Raw genomic sequence first — 19,303 nt, forward strand, 5'->3', positions numbered from 1 at the left:
CCATCCTGTGTGAAACGCCCGCACCGACCATGGCCCGCTAGCGTGAGCACATGAACCACGACCGGCCTGAACGCCGCCAGGGATCCTCGGTGCTCCGCGGCGATCTCGTTCCCGACTCGACATATGACCAGCGCCTGCTCGACCGCAAGGGCCCGACCGACTGGCTCCACATGGACCCGTGGCGGGTCCTGCGCATCCAGTCGGAGTTCGTCGAGGGCTTCGGCTCCCTGGCCAACCTTCCCGCGGCGGTGACCGTATTCGGATCCGCACGCACCCCCCGCGACAGCCCCGACTACGAGATGGGCGTCCGCGTGGGTCACGCACTGGCCAAGGTGGGGTACGCCGTCATCACCGGCGGCGGCCCCGGCGTCATGGAGGCGGCCAACAAGGGGGCGTTAGAGGCCGACGGCGTCTCCGTCGGGCTCGGCATCGAACTCCCCCACGAACAGCGTTTGAACGAGTACGTCGACCTGGGCGTCGAGTTCCGCTACTTCTTCGTCCGCAAGACGATGTTCGTCAAGTACTCCTCCGGCTTCATCGCCCTGCCGGGCGGGTTCGGCACGCTCGACGAGCTGTTCGAGGCGCTCACCCTGGTCCAGACCCAGAAGGTCACCTCGTTCCCGGTGATCCTCATGGGGTCGGAGTTCTGGACGCCGCTGGTCGACTGGGTCCGTACGACACTGGCGAAGACCGGCAAGATCTCGGCGTCGGATGTGGACCTCATGCGGGTCACCGACGACCCCGACGAGGCCGTCCGGATCATCCTCGAGGCCGACCGGCACCGCGCGGGAGCGTGACGACATGTTCATCTGCGTGTTCTGCGCGTCGAGCCAGAAGATCGATCGCAAGTACCTCGACCTCGCCCGCGACGTCGGCACGGAGCTCGCCCGGCGCGGGCACGGCCTCGTCAGCGGCGGCGCCATCGTCTCCTGCATGGGCGAGGTCGCCCGGGCCGTCCGGGAGGGCGGCGGCCACACCGTGGGGGTGATCCCGCAGGTGCTCGTGGACATCGAGGTCGCGGACACCGACTCCACCGAGCTGATCGTCACCGGCGACATGCGCGAGCGCAAGGGCCTGATGGACGCCCGGTCGGACGCCTTCCTCGTGCTGCCCGGCGGGATCGGCACGCTGGAGGAGCTCTTCGAGATCTGGACCTCACGGGTGCTCGGCATCCATGAGAGGCCGCTGGTGGTGCTGGACCCGTGGGGCCTGTACGCGCCGCTGCGCCGACTCGTCGACGGCATGTACGAGCAGGGGTTCACCCGTCCGAACGTCTTCGACGCGATCTCCTGGACGACCACCGTCGAGGAGGCCTTCGACCAGCTGGAACGGACCGTCCCGCACCTCCTGCCGACGGCCGAGGAGATCGGGGAGCCCTAGGGAGACACGACCTGGGTCACGCGAGGCCGCGACGGGTGAGCGCGGGGGAGCGCCGGCCCAGCAGGACCTCGGTCATGTCGAGCGCCTGCCGTACCTGGTGGGTGGTGCGGAACACCGTCGCCCCCGCCCACGCGAACGCGGCGGCCGCCGCGACCGCCTCGGTCTCGTCCTCCGGCAACGTCACCATGACCGTACGGCCGGCCTGGGCCAGCGCGGAGACCTCGGACAGCGAGGAGGCCGCCGCCCAGGCCGGATCGATTTCGTCATCCGGGTGGATCACAATGGTCATGCCTTCAATGCTCGCACGCGTGCGACTTGTGGCACGATTCGTATGTGCTGGTCGTCCTCGTCATAGCCGGTCTCGCCGTCCTCGTCTGCGTGTGGATGGTGTCGCTCGGCCGTGGCGGTGAGCTCGCGGTCTTCCCGCCCGACATGCCTCCGACGGAGCTGCCCGACGCCGGTCACCTGACCGCCGCCGACCTCATGGGCCTGCAGCTTCCCCTGAGCCTGGTCGGGTACCACACCCAGGTCGTGGACGAGGCGCTCTATCGGTTGTCGACCGCGCTCGGCGAGCGGGACACGCGGATCGCGGTGCTGGAGCAGCGTGTCGCGGACCTGCTGGCGGGTCGCCTCCATGCGCGGCAGGAGGTCTTCGCGCGACCGGCCGAGCCGGTCCGCACCGAGCACCAGCCCGAGATCATCGCCAGGCCCGAAGTCATCGCCAAGCCCGAGGTCTCCACCAGGCCCGAGGTCCCCGCCAAGCCCGAGATCCCCTCCAAGACCGCTGCGGGCGGCTGGGAGGACGACCGCTCGGACGCGGAGGAGTCATGGTGAACCGGTGCGGGTGGGCCACCTCGGCCCCTGACTACATCGCCTACCACGACGACGAGTGGGGACGTCCCGTCCACGGCGACGACCATGTCTACGAGCGGATCACGCTGGAGGCGTTCCAGTCCGGCCTGTCGTGGCTGACGATCCTGCGCAAGAGGGAGAACTTCCGGCGGGCCTTCGCCGAGTTCTCCATCCCCAAGGTCGCCGCGTTCGACGAGTCCGACGTCGAGCGGCTGATGAACGACACCGGCATCGTCAGGAACCGCGCCAAGGTCGACGCGGCGATCGCCAACGCCAGGGCGGCCGTCGAGCTGCCGGGCGGGCTCTGCGAGCTGGTCTGGAGGTTCGCCGACTGGTCCGCGCCAGTGCCGGCCGGCCTCGCCGACGTGCCGGCGCAGACCGCGGGTTCGAAGGCGCTGGCCAAGGAGCTCAAGAAGCACGGATTCCGGTTCGTCGGCCCGACGACGGCCTACGCGCTGATGCAGGCGATCGGCCTGGTCAACGACCACGTGATCGACTGCTGGGTGCGCGAGGAGGTCAGCGCCCTTCGAAACGCGGCCGCTCCCTGCTGAGGAAGGCCTTGGTCGCCGCCAGGTGATCGACCGTGGCCGCGCAGTCGTCCTGCAGGTCGGCCTCGAGGTCGAGCGCGTCGGAGAGCGAGTGGGCCGCGGCGAAGTCGAGCGCCCGCCGGGTCGCGGCGTAGGCCAGGGTGGGGCCCTGGGCCAGCCGCAGCGCCAGATCGCGGGCCGCGGGCACCACGTCGTCGCCCGGCACGACGCTGGTCACCAGGCCCAGCTCCAGCGCGCGCGCCGCGTCGACGGCGTCGCCGAGGAGCAGCAGTTCCCTGGCCACGGCCGGCCCCACGAGGCGCTGGAGGGTCCACGAGGCGCCGGAGTCGGGCCCGAGGCCGATCCCGGTGAACGCCATGGCGAACTTGGCCCTCTCGGCGGCGACGCGGAAGTCGCACGCGAAGGCCAGGGACGCCCCCGCTCCCGCGGCCACGCCGTTGACGGCCGCCACCACCGGCTTGTCCATCGAGGTGATCGTGAGCACGATCGGGTTGTAGTGCTCGCGAACGGTGTTCGCGAGCCCGAGGCCGCTTTCCAGGTTGTCGGCGTGCTCGCGCAGGTCCTGTCCCGCGCAGAAGGCCCGGCCTGCCCCGGTCAGCAGGACGGCGCGGACGGACCCGTCCGCGGCGGCCCGGCGCAGCGCCGCGAGCAACTCGACCTTCATGGCCACGGTCAGGGAGTTCATCGCGTCAGGGCGGTCCAGGGTGATCGTCGCGATCGCCTGCTCGACCTCGTAGCCGACACTCATCTCACGATCCCCCATCCAGGTTGCGGTCGACGAACGCCGCCGCCGCGGGTAGCAGCCGGGCCGCCTCCTGCTCGAAGTAGGCACGGGCCTTGTCGCCCGGCCACCCCGGAGGCAGCAGTCGCGCCGGCAGGCCGGGGTCGCGGAACAGGAAGTTGCGCCAACCGTGCACCAGCCTGCTCCGGACCGCGAAGATCTGGTGGTCGGGGGAATCCCCCCGCAGCGATCCCACGAGATCCACGGCGCCGGCGAGCCAATCCTCGTACGCCCCGGCGATGCCGTCCAGATCCCACGCCTGGGCGACCAGTTCGCGCGGGTCGCCCTCCAGCGCGGCGTCGAACCGGTGGGCGGACAGCCGCAAGGCGTCCAGCTCCGGTGAGGCCCACGGCCCGATCCAGGTGGTCTCCGTCAGCGGAGCGTAGCCGAGGAAGGCCAGATCGGCCCGGATCCGCTCCCGCCTCGCCCGGTCCCTGACCGGTTCGAGCACCAGCATGTGCCACCGTCCCCGCCAGTCGGCGGCGCCCGCGCGGTAGACCCGCGCGGCGGTCTCGTCGAGACGGCGCTCGCATTTCGGCGTGACCGCATATCCCGGCCCCTGTGGCAGGCGCACCGGGTCGAGCCACCCCTGACGGACCATGCGGGAGATCGCGGTTCGTACGGCGGGGGCCGCGATGTCGAGGGGCGCGAGCAGCCTGACGAGCGCGGCCACCGAAGCCCGCCCGTGACGTGTGCGGAGGTGGTCGCCGTAGAGATCGAAAAGTGCGGCTCGGGCGTTCATCCCTCTCAGTTTGAGGGTCGGGATCGCTCCTCGACAATGCGCCTGAGCCCTTATTGATCGACTGACCGGAGCCGGGCCGTTACCTTTTTGAGCTCGGAGGCGGGATAATAGAACATCACAGAAACGTGAATGCGCCGGTCACCCTTCGGGGTGGCCGACTACGCGGGAAGGGATACACGCATGGCGGCGATGAAGCCACGGACTGGCGACGGTCCGCTGGAGGTCACCAAGGAAGGACGGGGCATCGTCATGCGGGTCCCTCTCGAGGGTGGCGGCCGACTCGTCGTCGAGCTCTCGGCGGATGAGGCCGGCGCTCTCGGAGACGCGCTGAAGACAGTGGTCGGCTGAGGTTTCAGCCGACTTTGTTCGACTTTTCGGCCCTGGTGACGGGATTTCCCCCCCGCGCCGGGGCCGCCCTATTTGGAGGCGTTCGTGCCAATTGAGACCACGTTGACCGTTTCTGACCGGCTCCCCGAGAACGCGGAGCTGACCGCGGTGCCCTTCGGGCCGGACCTCGCCGCCTCGCCCGTCGAGTTGCCCGTGCCGGTGAGCGCCCTGCTGTCCCACTACGAGGCCAAGGGCGAGCCTGGCGAGGTCTTCGAGGTTCCCGTGGTCAGGGGGGACGGTGTGGGCCGCGTGCTGCTCTACGGCACGGGCGACTGCTCCGCTCCGGCGCTGCGCAAGGCGGGAGCGGCCATCGCGCGCAAGGCCAAGGGGCGCCCCTCCCTTTCCGTCGTGGTCCCCGCCCATGGTGACGTGAGCGCTCTCGTCGAAGGGGCGCTCCTCGCCTCCTACACGTTCAGGATCGGCCAGACCCGGACGAGCGCGGTGGAGGAGATCGTCTTCTCCGGCGCGGACGAGCCGGCTCTGCGCCGCGGCGAGGTGGCCGCCCGCGCCACCGCCCTCGCCCGCGACCTGGTCAACACCCCGGCCGACGTGAAGACTCCCGAATGGCTGGCCGAGCAGGCCCGGATCATCGCCGCCGATCACGGCCTGGCCGTACGGGTCTGGGCGGACGGCGACCTCGGCGAGTTCGGGGGCATCCGGGCGGTCGGTCAGGGCTCGATCCACCCGCCCAGGTTCGTCCAGCTCCAGTACACGCCGGAGAACGCCGGTGACGGCACCCCGCACGTGGTCCTGGCGGGCAAGGGCATCACGTTCGACACGGGCGGCCTGTCCCTGAAGCCCAACGAGGGCATGAAGACCATGAAGACCGACATGGCGGGCGGTGCGGTCGTGATGGCCGTGATGAGCGCGCTGGCCGCCTTCGAGGTGCCGGTCCGCGTGACGGGCCTGATCGCCTGCGCGGAGAACGCCATCTCGGGCTCGGCCCAGCGGCCGAGCGACGTCATCACGCAGTACGGCGGGCGCACGGTCGAGGTGCTCAACACCGACGCCGAGGGCCGGCTCGTGCTGGCCGACGCCCTGGCGTACGCCGACGCCGAACTGGACCCCGACGTGATGATCGACATCGCCACGCTCACCGGTGCGGCGAAGGTGGCGCTGGGGGTCTCCCTGGGCGCGCTCTACGCCACCGACGAGTCGGTCGCCGACTCCCTGCTCTCCGCCGGTGAGATCAGTGGAGACCGGTTCTGGCGCATGCCCCTGCTCGAGGACTACCGCGCGGACCTGGACTCCGACGTCGCCGATCTGACCAACGTGGACCGCAAGATGTCCGGCGCCGCGGGGTCGGTCATCGCGGCGCTGTATCTGCGGGAGTTCGTCGGCGAGCGGCCCTGGGCGCACCTGGACATCGCCGGGCCCGCGCGGTCGGCCGCCGACGACGGCCAGTTCACCAAGGGCGCCACGGGCTTCGGCGTGAGGATGTTGCTGAGCTACCTGGCCGCTTAGGCGGGCGGCAGCTTGACCGCGACCAGGAGACCGTCGCCCAGGGGGAGCATGAGCGGGCGCAGCCGCTCCTCCTCCCTGACCATCCGGCCGAGTTCCCGGACGGCGACGGTGTCCGGGTCGCGCCGGGTGGGGTCGGCGACCTGGTCGCGCCAGAGGGCGTTCGCGAAGGCCACCACGCCGCCGGGGCGCAGCAGCCGGATCGACTCGCCCAGGTAGTCGAGGTACTCCTGCTTCGCCGCGTCGCAGAAGACCAGGTCGTAGCCGCCGTCGGCCAGGCGCGGCAGCACATCGAGGGCGCGGCCTCCGATGAGGCGGATCCTGCTGCCGGAATAGCCGGCCTCGGCGAACGTCTGCCTGGCCATGCGCTGGTGCTCCGGTTCGACGTCCACGCTGGTCAGCGTGCCGTCCGGGCGCATTCCGCGCAGGAGCCACAGGCCGGAGACGCCGCATCCGGTGCCGACCTCGACCACCGAACGGGCGCCGGCCACTGTCGCGAGGAAGCACAAGGCCGCCCCGCACCCGGGCAGGAGCGGCGTCGCTCCCACCTCGATGCCGCGTCTGCGGGCCTCCTGGAGGATCTCGTCCTCTGGAACGAAGTCCTCCGCGTACTCCAGGCTGGCCGGAGTCGCCATCGGCCTCTCCTTCCCCTGGTTCATGTTGGTCGCAGCCTAGGGGAGTCGGACCGGAACGGGAACTCACGCCACAACGGTGACGTTGCACGCTTTGGACGGTCTTTGTTCAAGGCCGTTCGACTCGCGGTGCGCGGGAAGGGGCGAAACCAGGCACTATGGCTGTAGCGACGATCCTGCAGAGAGGAATGCCGGTGGACGAGCACGACCACCAGGCGGAGACTTCGGTGTCCGGCTGGACGCCTCCCACCTGGGAGGAGGTCGTCCGAACGCATTCCGCGCGGGTGTACCGGCTGGCTTACCGGCTGACGGGCAACGTGCACGACGCGGAAGACCTCACCCAGGAGGTCTTCGTCCGCGTGTTCCGTTCCCTGTCGAGTTACACGCCGGGGACGTTCGAGGGCTGGTTGCACCGGATCACGACGAACCTCTTCCTCGACATGGCGCGGCGCAGGCAGCGCATTCGCTTCGAGGGTCTGGCCGACGACGCCGCCGAGCGGCTGCGCGGCCGGGAGCCCTCGCCCGCGCAGGCCTACGACGACGCGCACCTGGAGCCCGACATCCAGGCGGCGCTCGACGCCCTGGCACCCGAGTTCCGGGCCGCGGTCGTGTTGTGCGACATCGAGGGCCTGTCCTACGAAGAGATCGCCGCGACACTCGGCGTGAAGCTCGGGACCGTGCGCAGCCGCATCCACCGGGCCCGGGCACAACTCCGGGAGGCTCTGGAGCACCGCGCACCTTCCACAGACAGAAGCGGCGATCAGTTCCCCCCGTCATTCAGCAGGGAGGGACTGTGAATCACCTTGGCGAGCGCGTGTCCGCGCTCATCGACGGCGAACTCGGCCACAGCGAGCGTGAACGGGCGCTCGGCCACCTGACGTTCTGTGCGGACTGCCGTGCGGAGGTCGACGCGCTGCGCGCGCTGAAGAGCCGTCTTCGGTCCATGGAGCCGCCGGCCATGCCGGCCGACCTGACGATGTCCCTGTTGAGGATGTCGGAACCGGGAGGGCCGCTGCCGCCGCGCATGCGTCCCTTTCCCGACCATCCGGCGTTCGCGTCCAGTGGCCTGCCGGGGATGCACGGCATCGCCCCGCTCGACAACCGGCCGGGGCGTCCCAGCGGGTTGTCCGGTCCGGGAAGGCGGCCGGGCAGGGCCAGGCGCGCCGGATACGTCGCCGTCGGCGTCGCCTCCGCGGCGGTGGCACTCGGGACGATCTTCATGGTCGGTGGGGCCGGTGCCCACCAGGATCCGGGTCCCGAGGTGTTGTTCGTACATCCGGCGCAGGACCCGGCGCCCTTCGTGAAGGCGTCGCCGACGCCGTCAGGCAGCGCCAGCCCGCGGTTCTCCCGCTGACCACGGGAAACGGCATAGCATCAGGCGTTGCCGTCGTCGCGTGAGGAGTGGTTGCCCCGATGACCGATCACACGCGTCCCTCCAGCGCGTCGGACCGGCCCGAGTTCTTCCCTGTGGGTGAGGAGCCCGGTTGGGGCCCTCCCGGCGGGTCACCGCCCTCGCTGGGCGCGCATGGCATCGGTCAGGGCTGGGCGCCTCCCACGGCGCCTCCCGCCCTCCTGCCGAGCGGTCCGCCGCCGGCCGGCCCGGTCAGGCCGGCTCCGGCGCGGGCCGGGCTGTTCGCGATGCTGGCCGTGGTCATCGCGCTGGTCTCGGGTGGAGCGGCGAGTGTGGGCACGTGGCTCCTCACCCGGCCGCCCGCGGGCACCGACCCGGGATACTCCCTGGCCGCCCCCGCGGCCGTTTCGACGGCCCGTCCGCCCGCGTCCGTGGCGGGCGTCGCGGCCAAGGTGCTGCCCAGCGTCGTTTCCTTGGAGGTCAGGGGCAGCAGCGAGGCGGGCACCGGCTCGGGTTTCGTCATCAAGGGCGGCTACATCGTGACCAACGATCACGTGGCCGCGGTCAGCGGGCAGGGCGGCGAGATCAAGATCCGGTTCAACGACGGCACGTCCGCCGGCGCCAAGATCGTCGGCCGTGATCCCAACTCGGACATCGCCGTGGTCAAGCCAGATGCGGCGGTCACGGCCCCGGAACTGCCTCTCGGCAACTCCGACAGCGTGGTGGTCGGAGACCCCGTCATCGCCATCGGCTCGCCGCTGGGCCTCGCCGGCACCGTCACCACCGGCATCGTCAGCTCACTCAACCGGCCGGTCGAGGCGGGCGGGTCGACCGGGTCCGACTACGCGCTCATCAACGCGATCCAGACGGACGCGGCCATCAATCCCGGCAATTCGGGTGGTCCGCTGGTCAACGCCTCGGGTGAGGTGATCGGCGTGAACTCGGCGATCGCCGCGGTCGGCGGTTCCCCGGCTCTGGGCCAGCAGACGGGCAGCATCGGCCTCGGCTTCGCGATCCCCGTCAACCATGTGCGCAGGATCGCCCAGGAACTCATCACCACCGGCGTCGCCAGGACCTCACGGATCGGCATCACCATCGATCAGGGTTACCAGGGCGAGGGCGTCAGGATCGCGACCAGGACCGAGTCGGGTGAACCCGCTGTGACTCCCGGCGGCCCGGCCGCCGAGGCCGGTCTGGCGCCGGGAGACGTCATCTTGGAGGTCGACGGCCAGCCGGTCGGGGGCAGCCGCGAACTGGTCGTCACGATCAGGAGCAAGGCACCGGGAGACAAGGTGACCATCGGGTTCCAGCACGACGGCCAGATGAAGACGGCCACGGTAACGGTGGGCGCTGCGCCCGTTCCGGCGGTGCGGCCGTCCTGAGGCCCGGTCCCGAGCCGGAATGGGGGGTATTAGGCTGAACCCAGTCGTTGCTTATTGAGGAGATCACCGTGTTCGGACTGGGCTGGTGGGAGATCCTGGCGCTAGTGGTGATCGGTCTGCTCGTGTTCGGTCCCGACAAGCTGCCACAGGCGGCCTCACAGGCCGGCAAGACGTTGCGGCAGCTTCGCCAGATGGCCAACAACGCCAAGGCGGACCTCCAGGCCAATCTCGGGCCTGAGTTCTCCAATTTCGACCCGGCAGACCTCAATCCGAAGACCTTCGTGCGCAAGCACCTGCTCGACGACATCGAGAACGACTGGAACGGTACGACTAGCACCGCTTCCGAGCCGATCGAGGCCGCCGAGCCGGAACTCGGCTTCGGGGAGATCCCGCCCTACGACAACGAGGCCACGTAGGCCCCCTCGCGTCAGTGCTTGGTGGGCGAGATGTCCAGCTTGAGGCCCTTGAGGCTGGTGGACTTCTTGCTCAGGCCGGCGGCGATCCGGCGCAGTTCGGCGGAGGCCGGAGCATCCGGATCGGTCAGGACGAGAGGCTTGCCCTCGTCGCCGCCCTCACGCAGCCGCAGGTCGATCGGCACCTGGCCGAGCAGCGGCACCCGGGAGCCCAGCGTTCGGGTGAGCGCGTCGGCCACCGTCTGACCGCCGCCCTCGCCGAACACCGCGATCCGCTCGTCGCAGTGCGGGCAGGGCAGCCACGCCATGTTCTCGATGACACCCGCGATCTGCTGGTGGGTCTGCGCCGCGATGGATCCGGCGCGCTCGGCGACCTCGGCGGCCGCCTGCTGCGGGGTGGTCACGATGAGGAGTTCGGCCGTGGGCATCCGCTGGGCCACGGAGATCGCGATGTCGCCGGTGCCGGGCGGCAGGTCCATCAGCAGCACGTCGAGGTCGCCCCAGAAGACGTCCGCGAGGAACTGGTGCAGCGCGCGGTCGAGCATGGGGCCGCGCCAGACCACCGGGGTGTTGCCCTCGGGCTTGAACATGCCGACCGAGATGACCTTGATGTCATGCGCCACGGGCGGCATGATCATGTCTTCGACCTTGGTGGGCCGGTCACTCACCCCGAGCATGCGGGGCACGGAGTGGCCGTAGATGTCGGCGTCCACGATGCCGACCTTCAGGCCCGAGGCGGCCATCGAGGCCGCGAGGTTGACGGTGACGGACGACTTGCCCACACCGCCCTTGCCGCTGGCCACGGCGAACACGCGGGTCAGCGAGCCGGGCCTGGCGAAGGGGATCTCCTTCTCCGGCCCGCGGTCGCCGCGCAGCTTGGTCTGCAGGTTCTTGCGCTGGTCGCCGCTCATGACGTCCATGTCCACGTGGACACGGGCGACGCCGTCGAGCTTGGAGACCGCGGCGGTGACGTCGCGGGTGATGGTGTCCCTCATGGGGCAGCCGGCGACGGTGAGGAAGATGCCGACGCGCACCACCCCGTCCGGGGAGATATCGACGCTCTTGACCATGTCAAGGTCGGTGATCGGCCGGCGGATCTCAGGGTCGTTGACCGTAGCCAGCGCGGCCGTTACCAATTCTGGGGATGGTGCCATGAATCCATGCTATGGACTCTTGTGCGGTCCGACGAACGCGGGTGTGCCTGCGTCCACGAGGATTTGCGCCAATAGGAGACCAACGGGAAACGGGTTACGGGAAAGGATTGAGCCGCGATGAGGCACCTCGGCATTCTCGCCCACAGCACCGAGGGGGCCGCGCTGTGCTTCCTCGCCTTCTGCCAAGAAGGGTTCGCCGAGCTCGGCCCGCACGATCATCCGGACGTGACCATGGACTGCGTCGCCCTCGCGCGCAGCATGCCCGCCTGGGACGCCGGGGACCACGCCTCGATCAGGGACACGCTGTCGGTGAGCGTGGGGAGGCTCGCGAAGGCCGGGGCGGACTTCTTCGTCTGCCCGGACAACACCGCCCACATGGCGCTGGAACTGCCCGGAGAGGATCTCGCCCTGCCGGGGCTGCACATCGCCGACGTCGTCGCGGACCGTGCCGCTCGTGACGGCAGGACGCGGGTCGGCGTTCTCGGAACCCGGTACCTGATGGACGGCCCGCTCTATCCCGTGGCGTTCGAGAGGCGCGGGATCGCGGCCGAGGTGCCGGAGGCGGGGGACCGGGAGATCGTCAACGAGGTCATCTTCGAGGAACTGCTGGGCGGCGTGGTCTCCGAGCGCGGGCGGCGGGAGTACGCGCGCGTCATCGGGCGGCTGGCGGATCGGGGATGCGACGCGGTGGCGCTCGTGTGCACGGAGATCCCCCTCCTCGTGACGCCGGGCGTCTCCCCGCTCCCGACGCTGGACTCGACCCGCCTGCTCGCCCGGGCGGCCTTCGAGGTGGCCACTGGCCGCGCTCCGCTGCCGGACTGGCGCGGCGGGCCGTTCGCGCCGGCCGGTTAGGAGGCCTGGCCGGAGAGCTCGTCCTGGAGACGCTGCAGTTCGGCCCTGATGTAGTCCCTGGTGGCCACCTCGCCGACGGCGATGCGCAGGCCGGCGATCTCCCTGGTGAGATATTCGATCTCCGCCTGGTTGCGCTCGGCCGTGATCCTGTCCTGCTCGTACTGGATCCGGTCCCGGTCGGCCTGCCGGTTCTGCGCGAGGAGGATCAGCGGGGCGGCGTACGACGCCTGGAGGGAGAGCATGAGCGTCAGGAAGATGAACGGATAGGGGTCGAACGCCCAGGGCGTCAGGAAGTTCCACAGAAGCCAGGCCCCGACGAACACCGTCATGTAGACGATGAAGCGGGCGGTGCCGAGGAACCGGGCGATCCGCTCGGAGAGCCGCCCGAAGGCCTCGGGGTCGTAGTAGAGCCGTACCCGGGAGGTCAGCTCACGCGGCTGGTCGAGGCGCTCGGTCATTCGCTCAGTCGTGCCTTTCCCGCCAGTCCTCGGGCAGCATGTGGTCGAGCACGTCGTCCACGGTCACCGCGCCGAGCAGGCGCCCGAGCTCATCGACGACGGGAATCGCGACCAGGTTGTAGGTGGCCATGTAGGAGGCCACCTCTCGGAGGCTGAACTCCGGCCTGATCGGGTCCAGGGTGATGTCTATCATGGCGCCGAGCAGGGTGGACGGCGGCTCTCTGAGCAGCCGCTGGAAGTGCGCCACACCGAGGAACCTGCCGGTCGGCGTCTCGGTGGGCGGCCGGGTCACGTACACCTCGGCGGCGACGGCCGGGGTCAGCTCCCGCTGCCGGATGTGCGCGAGCGCCTCGGCCACGGTGGCGTTCGGGGGGAGCACGACCGGTTCGGACGTCATCATGCCCCCCGCGGTGTCCTCGCGGTAGGTCAGCAGCCGCCGGACCGGGGCGGCCTCCTCGGGGATCATCAGCCGCAGCAGCGTCTCCGCCTGCTCGGAGGGAAGTTCCTGCAGCAGGTCGGCGGCGTCGTCGGGGCTCATCTCCTCCAGCACGTCGGCGGCCCGCTCCTTCTGGAGTTGGCTCAGCACGACCACCTGGTCGCGCTCGGGCAGCTCTTCGAGCACATCCGCGAGCCGGTCGTCGTTGAGCGCGGCCGCCACCTCGGCCATCCGCTTGCCGGGCAGTTCGTGGAGCATGTTGGCCAGGTCGGCCGGGCGCATGGACTCGAAGGCCGCGAGCAGGTTGGCCGCGCCCTGGTCCTTCTGCGTGATTCCGAAGCCGGTGACCTCGTCCCAGTCGACGACGAGCGTCTCGCCCCGGCGGCGGGTGCCTCTCCGGACCGCGACCTTGGCGATCTGCCACTCGGACGGCCGCGCCTGTTCCATCGCGAGGTCGAGGACGGTGACCGGTTCGCCTTTGTACTGCACGCCGAGGTCGAGCATCTCGCCGATGGCCAGCGTCTCGGCGTTCCTCCGCTCGAACCGGCGCACGTTGAGCTTGCCGGTGAAGATGACCGCGCCGACCTCGATGCTGGTGATGCGGGTGATCGGCAGGAAGACCCGGCGGCGTGGCTGCACCTCGACGACGAAGCCGTGGACACGTGGCGGAAGCGGGCCGCGCAGGGAGACCACGACGTCACGGATCCGGCCGATCTGGTCTCCGGCCGGATCGAAGACGGCGAGGCCGGCCAGCCTTGCCACGAAGATCCGATCCACGCAGTCAGGTTACGCGGATGCGAGCTAGATGCCGATATGACAGCATCAAGAGCACTTAACAGTAATTACATGGGCAGGTGAGTATGCGGGCTGTGAGCTTGGCGATCGCATTCGTGTCAGCCGTCTGTTTCGGGTTCTCCGGACCGATGGCGAAATATCTCGGAGCCGCCGGTCTCACGCCGCTGGAAGCCGTCTGGGTCCGCATGGCCGGATCCGGAGTGCTCCTGATCCTGGCCCTCGCGATCGTCCGGCCGCGGGCGTTGCGCATCCCCCGCGCGCGCCTGCCGTTCTTCGTCGCGTACGCGGTCATCGCGGTCGCGGCGGTCCAGGCCCTGTTCTTCCTGGCCATCACGCGGCTGCCGGTCGGCGTCGCCCTGCTCATCGAGTACACCTCTCCCGTCATCGTCGTGTTGTGGGTGCGCTTCGTCCGGCGGGTACGGCTGCCGCGGGCGGCCTACCTCGGCGCGCTGATCGCCGTCGTCGGCCTGGCGATCGTGGTCCAGGTCTGGGAGGGCATGCGGGTCGATGCGCTGGGGCTCGTGATCGCCCTCGCGGCGGGCGGATGCAGCGCCGGATATTTCCTGATGAGCGATTCATTCTCCGACGACGTGGACACGTTCGGGCTCATCGGGTGGGGCATGTTGGGCTCGGTGGTCGTTCTTCTGCCGATCTCACAACCGTGGAACATCCACTGGGGGGCGTTCGGCACGACCGCCGCCCTCGGCGGGCACAGCCTCCCGGTGGCGGGGGCCGCCCTGTGGCTCGTTCTGGTCGCCACGGTGATCGCGTACTTCACCGGGGTGACGGCGGTCCGTCGCCTTTCGGCCGCCGTGGGGGCCACCGTCGCGTCGCTCGAGGTGATCACCGGCGCGGTCATCGCCTGGGTCCTGCTCGGCGAGCATCTGGGAGCCGCCCAGATCGTGGGGGGCCTGATCGTGCTCGTCGGCGCCCTGCTCGCCCAGACGGCGACCGTACGGCTCTCGCCGGAGAAGGCGGCGGAGACCGCCGAGGCCGTCCGAGTGTGAAGCCGTCCCCCTGCCGCCCGGCGCCGCTCAGCGAGGCGTGAGCCGTACGACTGTGGAGTGCGCCGCCCACCGGGCGGCCAGCCCGGCGGCGTCGGGGGCGTTGAGGCGCTCCTTGGCGAGTGCGGCGACCGCGTCAGGCTCCGCCGCCTGGTCGACGATCTCGACCGAGGCGGCGAAGCGGACCAGTTCCGCCCCGTTGTCCTTGCTGCGGAGCGTGACGTCGACCTCGCCCGCGTCCGTGAGGCCGGGCAGATCCTGCTCGCCCCCTCCGGTCACGACGTAGATCGCGCCGTCATGCCAGGCGTGCCAGGCCAGTCGGCGTCCGATCCACAGGACGCCGGACTTCTTGGCGCCTTCCTCGATCACCGGCAGGCTCATGAGGGCAGCCTAGCTCCGGCCGGTGAGCTTCCACGCGGCCGGAAGGAGACCGGCGGCGATGAGGACCTTCAGGCCGTCGCCGATGAGGAAGGGCACGACACCCTGAGCGAAGGCGGTCGGCAGGTCCATGCCGGTGGCGACCATGAGCCACGGCATGCCGATCGCGTAGATCAGCACGGTGCCCGCGGCCATGGTGCCGACCGTCCGCCAGACGGTCCGGTCGCCGCCCCGGCTCGCGAGTGCCCCCACGACGCTCGCGGCGAGGAAGAACCCGACGACGTAACCGAGGGTGGCGTCGCCGGACGCGGCGAACAGCGGAACTCCGGCGAGGCCGGCCACCAGGTAGAGGGCCATGCTGATCGCGGCACGGTGCAGGCCGAGCGCGGCGCCCGAGAGCAGGACCGCGAAGGTCTGCAGGGTCACGGGGACCGGCGTGCCCGGCACCGGGAAGCTGACCTTGGCGGACAGGCCCGTGAGCAGGGCCGCGCCGGCGATCAGCGCGATGTCGCGGACGAGCCTTCCCGGGATGAGGTCGGACAGTACGGCGGGGCGGGTACCGGCGGCGGCGTTGGCCATGAATGGCTCCCTCTCGACTTGTCGCCTCCGGCTGAACCGGCGCGGAGGATCACTTTGCCGAGTCCATTCTTGGGGAGCGGGACGGAAAGCCGTACGGCGGCGGCGCCAAGAACAAGTGGGCCGATTTGTGCGAGATCAACAGGTGCCGGGCGGTACAACCCCGGACGAGGCGGTCCCTGACGTGCCGCGGTTGTAGCAGGTCTACGAACGACCGCTGTCGTACCTGCCCCGGCCACCCCTCCCGGCCGCTTGTCGCTACGGTGTGGACCATGCGTGCTCGACGTTCCTGCCTCGCCGTCCCCGGCAGCAACCCCCGGTTCCTGGAGAAGGCGCAGGGGCTGGCCGCCGACGAGGTCTTCCTCGATCTGGAGGACTCCGTCGCCCCGGGAGCCAAGAAGGACGCCCGCGCGAACATCGTCGCCGCGCTGCGCGACGGCGACTGGGCGGGCAAGACCGTCGTGGTCAGGGTGAACGACCTGACCACCGAGTGGACATATCGCGATGTCATCGAGGTCGTCGAGGGTGCGGGCGACCGGCTCGACTGCGTGATGCTGCCGAAGGTCGAGGACGCCTCCCACGTCACCTGGCTCGACACCCTGCTCGGCCAGATCGAGCGGGCCACCGGCCTGCCGGATGGCCGGATCGGGATCGAGGCCCAGATCGAGAGCGCCCGGGGCCTGGTCGCCGTGGACGAGATCGCGGGCGCCTCGCCGCGACTGGAGACCCTGGTGTTCGGGCCCGCCGACTTCATGGCCTCGATCGGCATGCGGACGCTCGTCGTCGGACAGCAGCCGCCCGGATACGACGAGGGCGACGCCTACCACTACATCCTGATGCGGATTCTGATGGCGGCCCGGGCCCACGACCTCCAGGCCATCGACGGGCCCTATCTCCAGATCCGCGACGCGGACGGTTTCCGCCAGGTGGCCCGCCGGGCGGCGGCCCTGGGGTTCGACGGCAAGTGGGTGCTGCATCCGTCGCAGGTGGAGGCCGCCAACGCGGTGTTCTCGCCCTCCCAGGAGGACTACGACCACGCCGAGTTGATCCTCGACGCCTACGAGTACTACACGACCGTCGAGAAGCGAGGCGCGGTGATGCTCGGTGACGAGATGATCGACGAGGCCTCGCGGAAGATGGCTCTCGTGGTCTCCGCCAAGGGCCGCGCGGCGGGTCTTCCCCGCACGACCTCCTTCACCCCTCCGGCCTCGTGACGGGTCCTACAGCCGGATGCCGAGTGTGGTGAAGAACCAGAACGACGAGGTCAGCCAGAGCCCGATCAGCGCGGTGAAGACGAGGCCGCCGAGGACCGGCAGGCTCCAGCCGGGCAGGCCGCGCCGGGGCAGCGCGAGCATCTTGGCCGTGAAGACGCCGTAGAAGAAGCTTCCGAGCAACGAGTGGATCAGGACGCGGGGGCTGTCGTACTGGGCGCCCAGTGCGTAGAGGCAGTGGAAGGCCACCGGGATCGTCAGCAGGAAGGCGATCCTGCCCGACCACCGGTGCAGGGGGGCGACCCAGGCGGATCTCGTCCCCGTCCTGCGCCACATCGCCCTGGCGGACAGGACCTGCACGATCGCGAGCAGGGCCGCGCCGGTGGTCAGCCAGGCCTTCATGGCCAGGGGGCCGGAGAACCCGGCCACGCCGACGGCGAAGCCGGTCGGGGCGTGGGCCTTGCCGTACACGCCGAGCGCGACGGCGACCAGGGCCCCGGCACCGAGCGGGACGAGAAGCGGGGCGAGGCTCCGCTTGGTGATGACGGTGGTGTGGGTCACGGGGAAGGCTCCTCGATCAACGGCGACGAGTGGGCGGGGCTTACCGGGCGAGTTCGTCGATGAAGCCGTCGGGCTCCTCGGGCCGCAGCGTGATGCCGTAGTAGTCCACGGCCGTGCCCGGCACGAAACGGGGAGCGGGCTCGCCGCTGCCGCCGATCTGCACCCGGCCGACCTCCTGTCCGTTCGGCAGGACGATCCAGCCGCCGACGATCTTCGCTCCGCGGACCACGGCGCTGGCCCGGTAGAGACCTGACGGCTTCTTGACCAGGGGGGCGGTGAAGCGCCACTTGGCCTTGCCGACCTGCAGCCTGCCCTGGGCCTTGCCGCCGCCCAGGGCGGCGGTGATCAGCGAGTCCTTCCCTTCGAGGGTGACCGTGCCGTTCTCCGCGGTGCCCTTCAGCCAGGCCTCGATGCGGCCGTCGCAGAAGTAGGCGACGGCCTTCCCGTCGCGTACGGCGATCGCCACCAGTCCGCCGTTGCCCTGCACCACGCCCGCGTAGTCGGCCTTTTCGGGCGTGGCGTCCGGCTTCGCCGCAGGCTCGCCGGACGGCTGATCCGAGGGTTCCTGCGACGGCGCGGGGAACGGCTCCGCGGGGGGCGCCGCGGCGGTCGTGTCCTGCCCCGCTCCCACCTGCTGGAAGGAGGGGGCGGCCTTCACGCTGGCCGCGCCGAGGGCGACGACGATCACCGCGCCCGCGGCCAGCGTGTAGACGGGTCCTAGCCGGCTCATTGCGTGCTCCTGGGTTCGCAGTGGCTCTTGGCTTCGAGTGAACCCTCTTTCGCACCGACTGTCTGTGAACTTCTACGCAAATGGCCAGGGGGCATCGTCGAGTGTTCAGAGGCCGGCACGAACAATGGGGGTATGAGCGAACCTCAGCCCTACCAGTGGCCTTACCCGGGCCCCTACCAAGGGGCGCCGTACGCGTGGCAGCCGGTTCGGGCTCCATGGGCCGTACGGCCGCTGCCGGGGATTCGCTACGACAGGCTTGCCCGCACGTCGGCCCACCGGTGGTGGCGGCCCATCGCCGGCACGCTGGCGATCGTGGCCGCGTTCCTGGTGGTGTCGATCGGGCTCGGGCTGGCCGCGGGCCTGCTCTCCATCGTGGCCGGTCTGCCCATGTCGATGGACGGCACGCGCATCTTCATGGATCCGGTGGCCGATCTGGGATTCCAGCTTGGTGTGATCGCGTTGTCCATCCCGCTCGTCCTCGGGGCCGCCTGGGCGATCCAGCGGAGACCGCCGGGCACGCTCTCGTCCGTGGCCTTCCGCCTCCGCTGGGCGTGGCTGGGGCAGTGCCTGCTGATCGCGATCGTGGCGGTCGCGCTGGCGCAGTTCGCCGAGGCCGGGACGCTCCTGCTGAGCGGTGTGAGTCCAGGCTTCGGCTGGGTGGGGTGGGATCGGTTCCTGACGCCCCTCGTCGTGATCCTTCTGCTCGTGCCCTTCCAGGCGGCCGCGGAGGAGTACGCGTTCAGGGGCTGGATCATCCAGGCGTTCGGCACCTATTTCAAGAACCCGTGGCCGGGCGTCCTGCTGGGCGGCGCCGCCTTCGCCTCGCTGCACGGTTACACCGACTGGGGCATCGCCTACGTCTTCGGGTTCGGCGTTCTCATGGGATGGCTGGCGATCCTCACGGGAGGGCTCGAGGCCCCCATCGCCCTGCATGTGATGAACAACCTCGCGGCCTTCGGCATCACCGCCGCCTCCGGAGACGTCGGGAGCGCGCTGACCCAGGGTGCGCTTCCCTGGCAGTCGATCACCGGAACGATCGTCCAGTTCGCCGTGTACGGCTTCGCGGTCGTGATAATCGCCCGAAAGAGGGCAATTCAGACGCTCTCGCGATAAATCTGACTAGAGAGGTCTGTTCGCGTCGGCGTTCCCGTGTTGCTGTGGAACGGTGATGGGGTATCAAGGGGATCGCGCCCGCTTCGCCATAGAAGGGGTGGAACGG

The 19,303-nt window shown here is 70.1% G+C and carries 25 protein-coding genes; 14 read left to right on the forward strand and 11 right to left on the reverse strand.

The window, feature by feature from the left end; genetic code table 11:
- Window positions 1-50 precede the first annotated feature (50 nt).
- On the forward strand, window positions 51-797 hold the full coding sequence (locus Psi02_RS08785; protein WP_203972945.1) for an LOG family protein: 747 nt from the start codon (window positions 51-53) through the stop codon (window positions 795-797).
- A 4-nt stretch (window positions 798-801) separates the two neighbouring features.
- Complete coding sequence (locus Psi02_RS08790) at window positions 802-1,380, forward strand: LOG family protein (RefSeq protein ID WP_203972946.1); 579 nt, start codon at window positions 802-804, stop codon at window positions 1,378-1,380.
- 16 nt (window positions 1,381-1,396) lie between these two features.
- Here Psi02_RS08790 and Psi02_RS08795 read toward each other — a convergent pair whose 3' ends face one another.
- Entirely contained in the window at window positions 1,397-1,669 is a 273-nt protein-coding gene (locus Psi02_RS08795; RefSeq protein ID WP_203972947.1) for a hypothetical protein, read from the reverse strand.
- Window positions 1,670-1,713: 44 nt separating this feature from the next.
- Between Psi02_RS08795 and Psi02_RS08800 the strand changes: the two genes are divergently transcribed.
- Window positions 1,714-2,214, forward strand: a complete 501-nt coding sequence (locus Psi02_RS08800) for a hypothetical protein (RefSeq protein ID WP_203972948.1) — start codon at window positions 1,714-1,716, stop codon at window positions 2,212-2,214.
- Window positions 2,208-2,783: a DNA-3-methyladenine glycosylase I gene (locus tag Psi02_RS08805; protein WP_203972949.1), complete on the forward strand. Its 576-nt coding sequence runs from the start codon at window positions 2,208-2,210 to the stop codon at window positions 2,781-2,783. Before Psi02_RS08800 ends, Psi02_RS08805 begins: the two co-directional genes overlap by 7 nt.
- Here the strand turns inward: Psi02_RS08805 and Psi02_RS08810 are convergent.
- Together Psi02_RS08810 and Psi02_RS08815 are read right to left on the reverse strand one after the other, a co-directional pair.
- Entirely contained in the window at window positions 2,749-3,528 is a 780-nt protein-coding gene (locus Psi02_RS08810) for an enoyl-CoA hydratase-related protein (RefSeq protein ID WP_239094722.1), read from the reverse strand. The two genes, Psi02_RS08805 and Psi02_RS08810, sit on opposite strands and share 35 nt — an antisense overlap.
- A gap of 1 nt (window position 3,529) precedes the next feature.
- Window positions 3,530-4,303, reverse strand: a complete 774-nt coding sequence (locus Psi02_RS08815) for a PaaX family transcriptional regulator (protein ID WP_203972951.1) — start codon at window positions 4,301-4,303, stop codon at window positions 3,530-3,532.
- Window positions 4,304-4,483: 180 nt separating this feature from the next.
- On the opposite strand from Psi02_RS08815, the gene Psi02_RS08820 reads away from it, so the two are divergent.
- Window positions 4,484-4,651 (forward strand): DUF3117 domain-containing protein, encoded by a 168-nt coding sequence (locus tag Psi02_RS08820; protein ID WP_203883600.1) that lies wholly within the window; start codon window positions 4,484-4,486, stop codon window positions 4,649-4,651.
- A gap of 84 nt (window positions 4,652-4,735) precedes the next feature.
- A complete protein-coding gene (locus Psi02_RS08825; RefSeq protein WP_203972952.1) occupies window positions 4,736-6,154 on the forward strand; it encodes a leucyl aminopeptidase in 1,419 nt (472 codons plus the stop codon).
- On the opposite strand, the gene Psi02_RS08830 is transcribed toward Psi02_RS08825, so the two are convergent.
- Entirely contained in the window at window positions 6,151-6,786 is a 636-nt protein-coding gene (locus tag Psi02_RS08830; RefSeq protein WP_239094723.1) for an O-methyltransferase, read from the reverse strand. The two genes, Psi02_RS08825 and Psi02_RS08830, sit on opposite strands and share 4 nt — an antisense overlap.
- Window positions 6,787-6,971: 185 nt before the next feature.
- On the opposite strand from Psi02_RS08830, the gene sigE reads away from it, so the two are divergent.
- The 4 genes from sigE to Psi02_RS08850 all read left to right on the forward strand — a co-directional run bounded on the left by sigE (window position 6,972) and on the right by Psi02_RS08850 (window position 9,932).
- On the forward strand, window positions 6,972-7,580 hold the full coding sequence (gene sigE, locus Psi02_RS08835) for an RNA polymerase sigma factor SigE (RefSeq protein ID WP_203953890.1): 609 nt from the start codon (window positions 6,972-6,974) through the stop codon (window positions 7,578-7,580).
- A complete protein-coding gene (locus tag Psi02_RS08840; protein ID WP_203972954.1) occupies window positions 7,577-8,137 on the forward strand; it encodes an anti-sigma factor family protein in 561 nt (186 codons plus the stop codon). Before sigE ends, Psi02_RS08840 begins: the two co-directional genes overlap by 4 nt.
- A 59-nt stretch (window positions 8,138-8,196) precedes the next feature.
- Window positions 8,197-9,516 (forward strand): S1C family serine protease, encoded by a 1,320-nt coding sequence (locus tag Psi02_RS08845; protein WP_203972955.1) that lies wholly within the window; start codon window positions 8,197-8,199, stop codon window positions 9,514-9,516.
- Between the two features lie 68 nt (window positions 9,517-9,584).
- Complete coding sequence (locus Psi02_RS08850) at window positions 9,585-9,932, forward strand: sec-independent translocase (protein WP_203972956.1); 348 nt, start codon at window positions 9,585-9,587, stop codon at window positions 9,930-9,932.
- 11 nt (window positions 9,933-9,943) lie between these two features.
- On the opposite strand, the gene Psi02_RS08855 is transcribed toward Psi02_RS08850, so the two are convergent.
- Entirely contained in the window at window positions 9,944-11,083 is a 1,140-nt protein-coding gene (locus Psi02_RS08855; RefSeq protein ID WP_203972957.1) for an Mrp/NBP35 family ATP-binding protein, read from the reverse strand.
- A 117-nt stretch (window positions 11,084-11,200) separates the two neighbouring features.
- Between Psi02_RS08855 and Psi02_RS08860 the strand changes: the two genes are divergently transcribed.
- Window positions 11,201-11,935 (forward strand): aspartate/glutamate racemase family protein, encoded by a 735-nt coding sequence (locus Psi02_RS08860; protein WP_203972958.1) that lies wholly within the window; start codon window positions 11,201-11,203, stop codon window positions 11,933-11,935.
- On the opposite strand, the gene Psi02_RS08865 is transcribed toward Psi02_RS08860, so the two are convergent.
- Window positions 11,932-12,393, reverse strand: a complete 462-nt coding sequence (locus tag Psi02_RS08865) for a DUF1003 domain-containing protein (RefSeq protein WP_203972959.1) — start codon at window positions 12,391-12,393, stop codon at window positions 11,932-11,934. The two genes, Psi02_RS08860 and Psi02_RS08865, sit on opposite strands and share 4 nt — an antisense overlap.
- A gap of 4 nt (window positions 12,394-12,397) precedes the next feature.
- On the reverse strand, window positions 12,398-13,606 hold the full coding sequence (locus tag Psi02_RS08870; RefSeq protein WP_239094724.1) for a magnesium transporter MgtE N-terminal domain-containing protein: 1,209 nt from the start codon (window positions 13,604-13,606) through the stop codon (window positions 12,398-12,400).
- 83 nt (window positions 13,607-13,689) lie between these two features.
- Here Psi02_RS08870 and Psi02_RS08875 point away from each other — a divergent pair, with 83 nt between their 5' ends.
- A complete protein-coding gene (locus Psi02_RS08875) occupies window positions 13,690-14,631 on the forward strand; it encodes an EamA family transporter (protein WP_203972960.1) in 942 nt (313 codons plus the stop codon).
- 27 nt (window positions 14,632-14,658) lie between these two features.
- On the opposite strand, the gene Psi02_RS08880 is transcribed toward Psi02_RS08875, so the two are convergent.
- Both Psi02_RS08880 and Psi02_RS08885 read right to left on the reverse strand, forming a co-directional pair.
- On the reverse strand, window positions 14,659-15,009 hold the full coding sequence (locus tag Psi02_RS08880) for a hypothetical protein (RefSeq protein ID WP_239094725.1): 351 nt from the start codon (window positions 15,007-15,009) through the stop codon (window positions 14,659-14,661).
- A 9-nt stretch (window positions 15,010-15,018) separates the two neighbouring features.
- Window positions 15,019-15,585 carry a biotin transporter BioY gene (locus Psi02_RS08885; RefSeq protein ID WP_203972961.1) on the reverse strand — a complete coding sequence of 189 codons (567 nt, stop codon included), beginning with the start codon at window positions 15,583-15,585 and terminating at the stop codon, window positions 15,019-15,021.
- Between the two features lie 269 nt (window positions 15,586-15,854).
- Here Psi02_RS08885 and Psi02_RS08890 point away from each other — a divergent pair, with 269 nt between their 5' ends.
- Window positions 15,855-16,796 (forward strand): HpcH/HpaI aldolase/citrate lyase family protein, encoded by a 942-nt coding sequence (locus Psi02_RS08890; RefSeq protein ID WP_203972962.1) that lies wholly within the window; start codon window positions 15,855-15,857, stop codon window positions 16,794-16,796.
- A 6-nt stretch (window positions 16,797-16,802) separates the two neighbouring features.
- Here Psi02_RS08890 and Psi02_RS08895 read toward each other — a convergent pair whose 3' ends face one another.
- Complete coding sequence (locus tag Psi02_RS08895) at window positions 16,803-17,354, reverse strand: DUF6529 family protein (protein ID WP_203972963.1); 552 nt, start codon at window positions 17,352-17,354, stop codon at window positions 16,803-16,805.
- A 40-nt stretch (window positions 17,355-17,394) separates the two neighbouring features.
- Complete coding sequence (locus Psi02_RS08900; protein WP_203972964.1) at window positions 17,395-18,084, reverse strand: hypothetical protein; 690 nt, start codon at window positions 18,082-18,084, stop codon at window positions 17,395-17,397.
- 132 nt (window positions 18,085-18,216) lie between these two features.
- Here Psi02_RS08900 and Psi02_RS08905 point away from each other — a divergent pair, with 132 nt between their 5' ends.
- Window positions 18,217-19,197, forward strand: coding sequence for a CPBP family intramembrane glutamic endopeptidase (locus Psi02_RS08905; protein WP_203972965.1), 981 nt, complete (start codon window positions 18,217-18,219; stop codon window positions 19,195-19,197).
- Window positions 19,198-19,303 lie beyond the last annotated feature (106 nt).

The organism is Planotetraspora silvatica (assembly GCF_016863315.1).
GTDB classification, from domain to species: domain Bacteria; phylum Actinomycetota; class Actinomycetes; order Streptosporangiales; family Streptosporangiaceae; genus Planotetraspora; species Planotetraspora silvatica.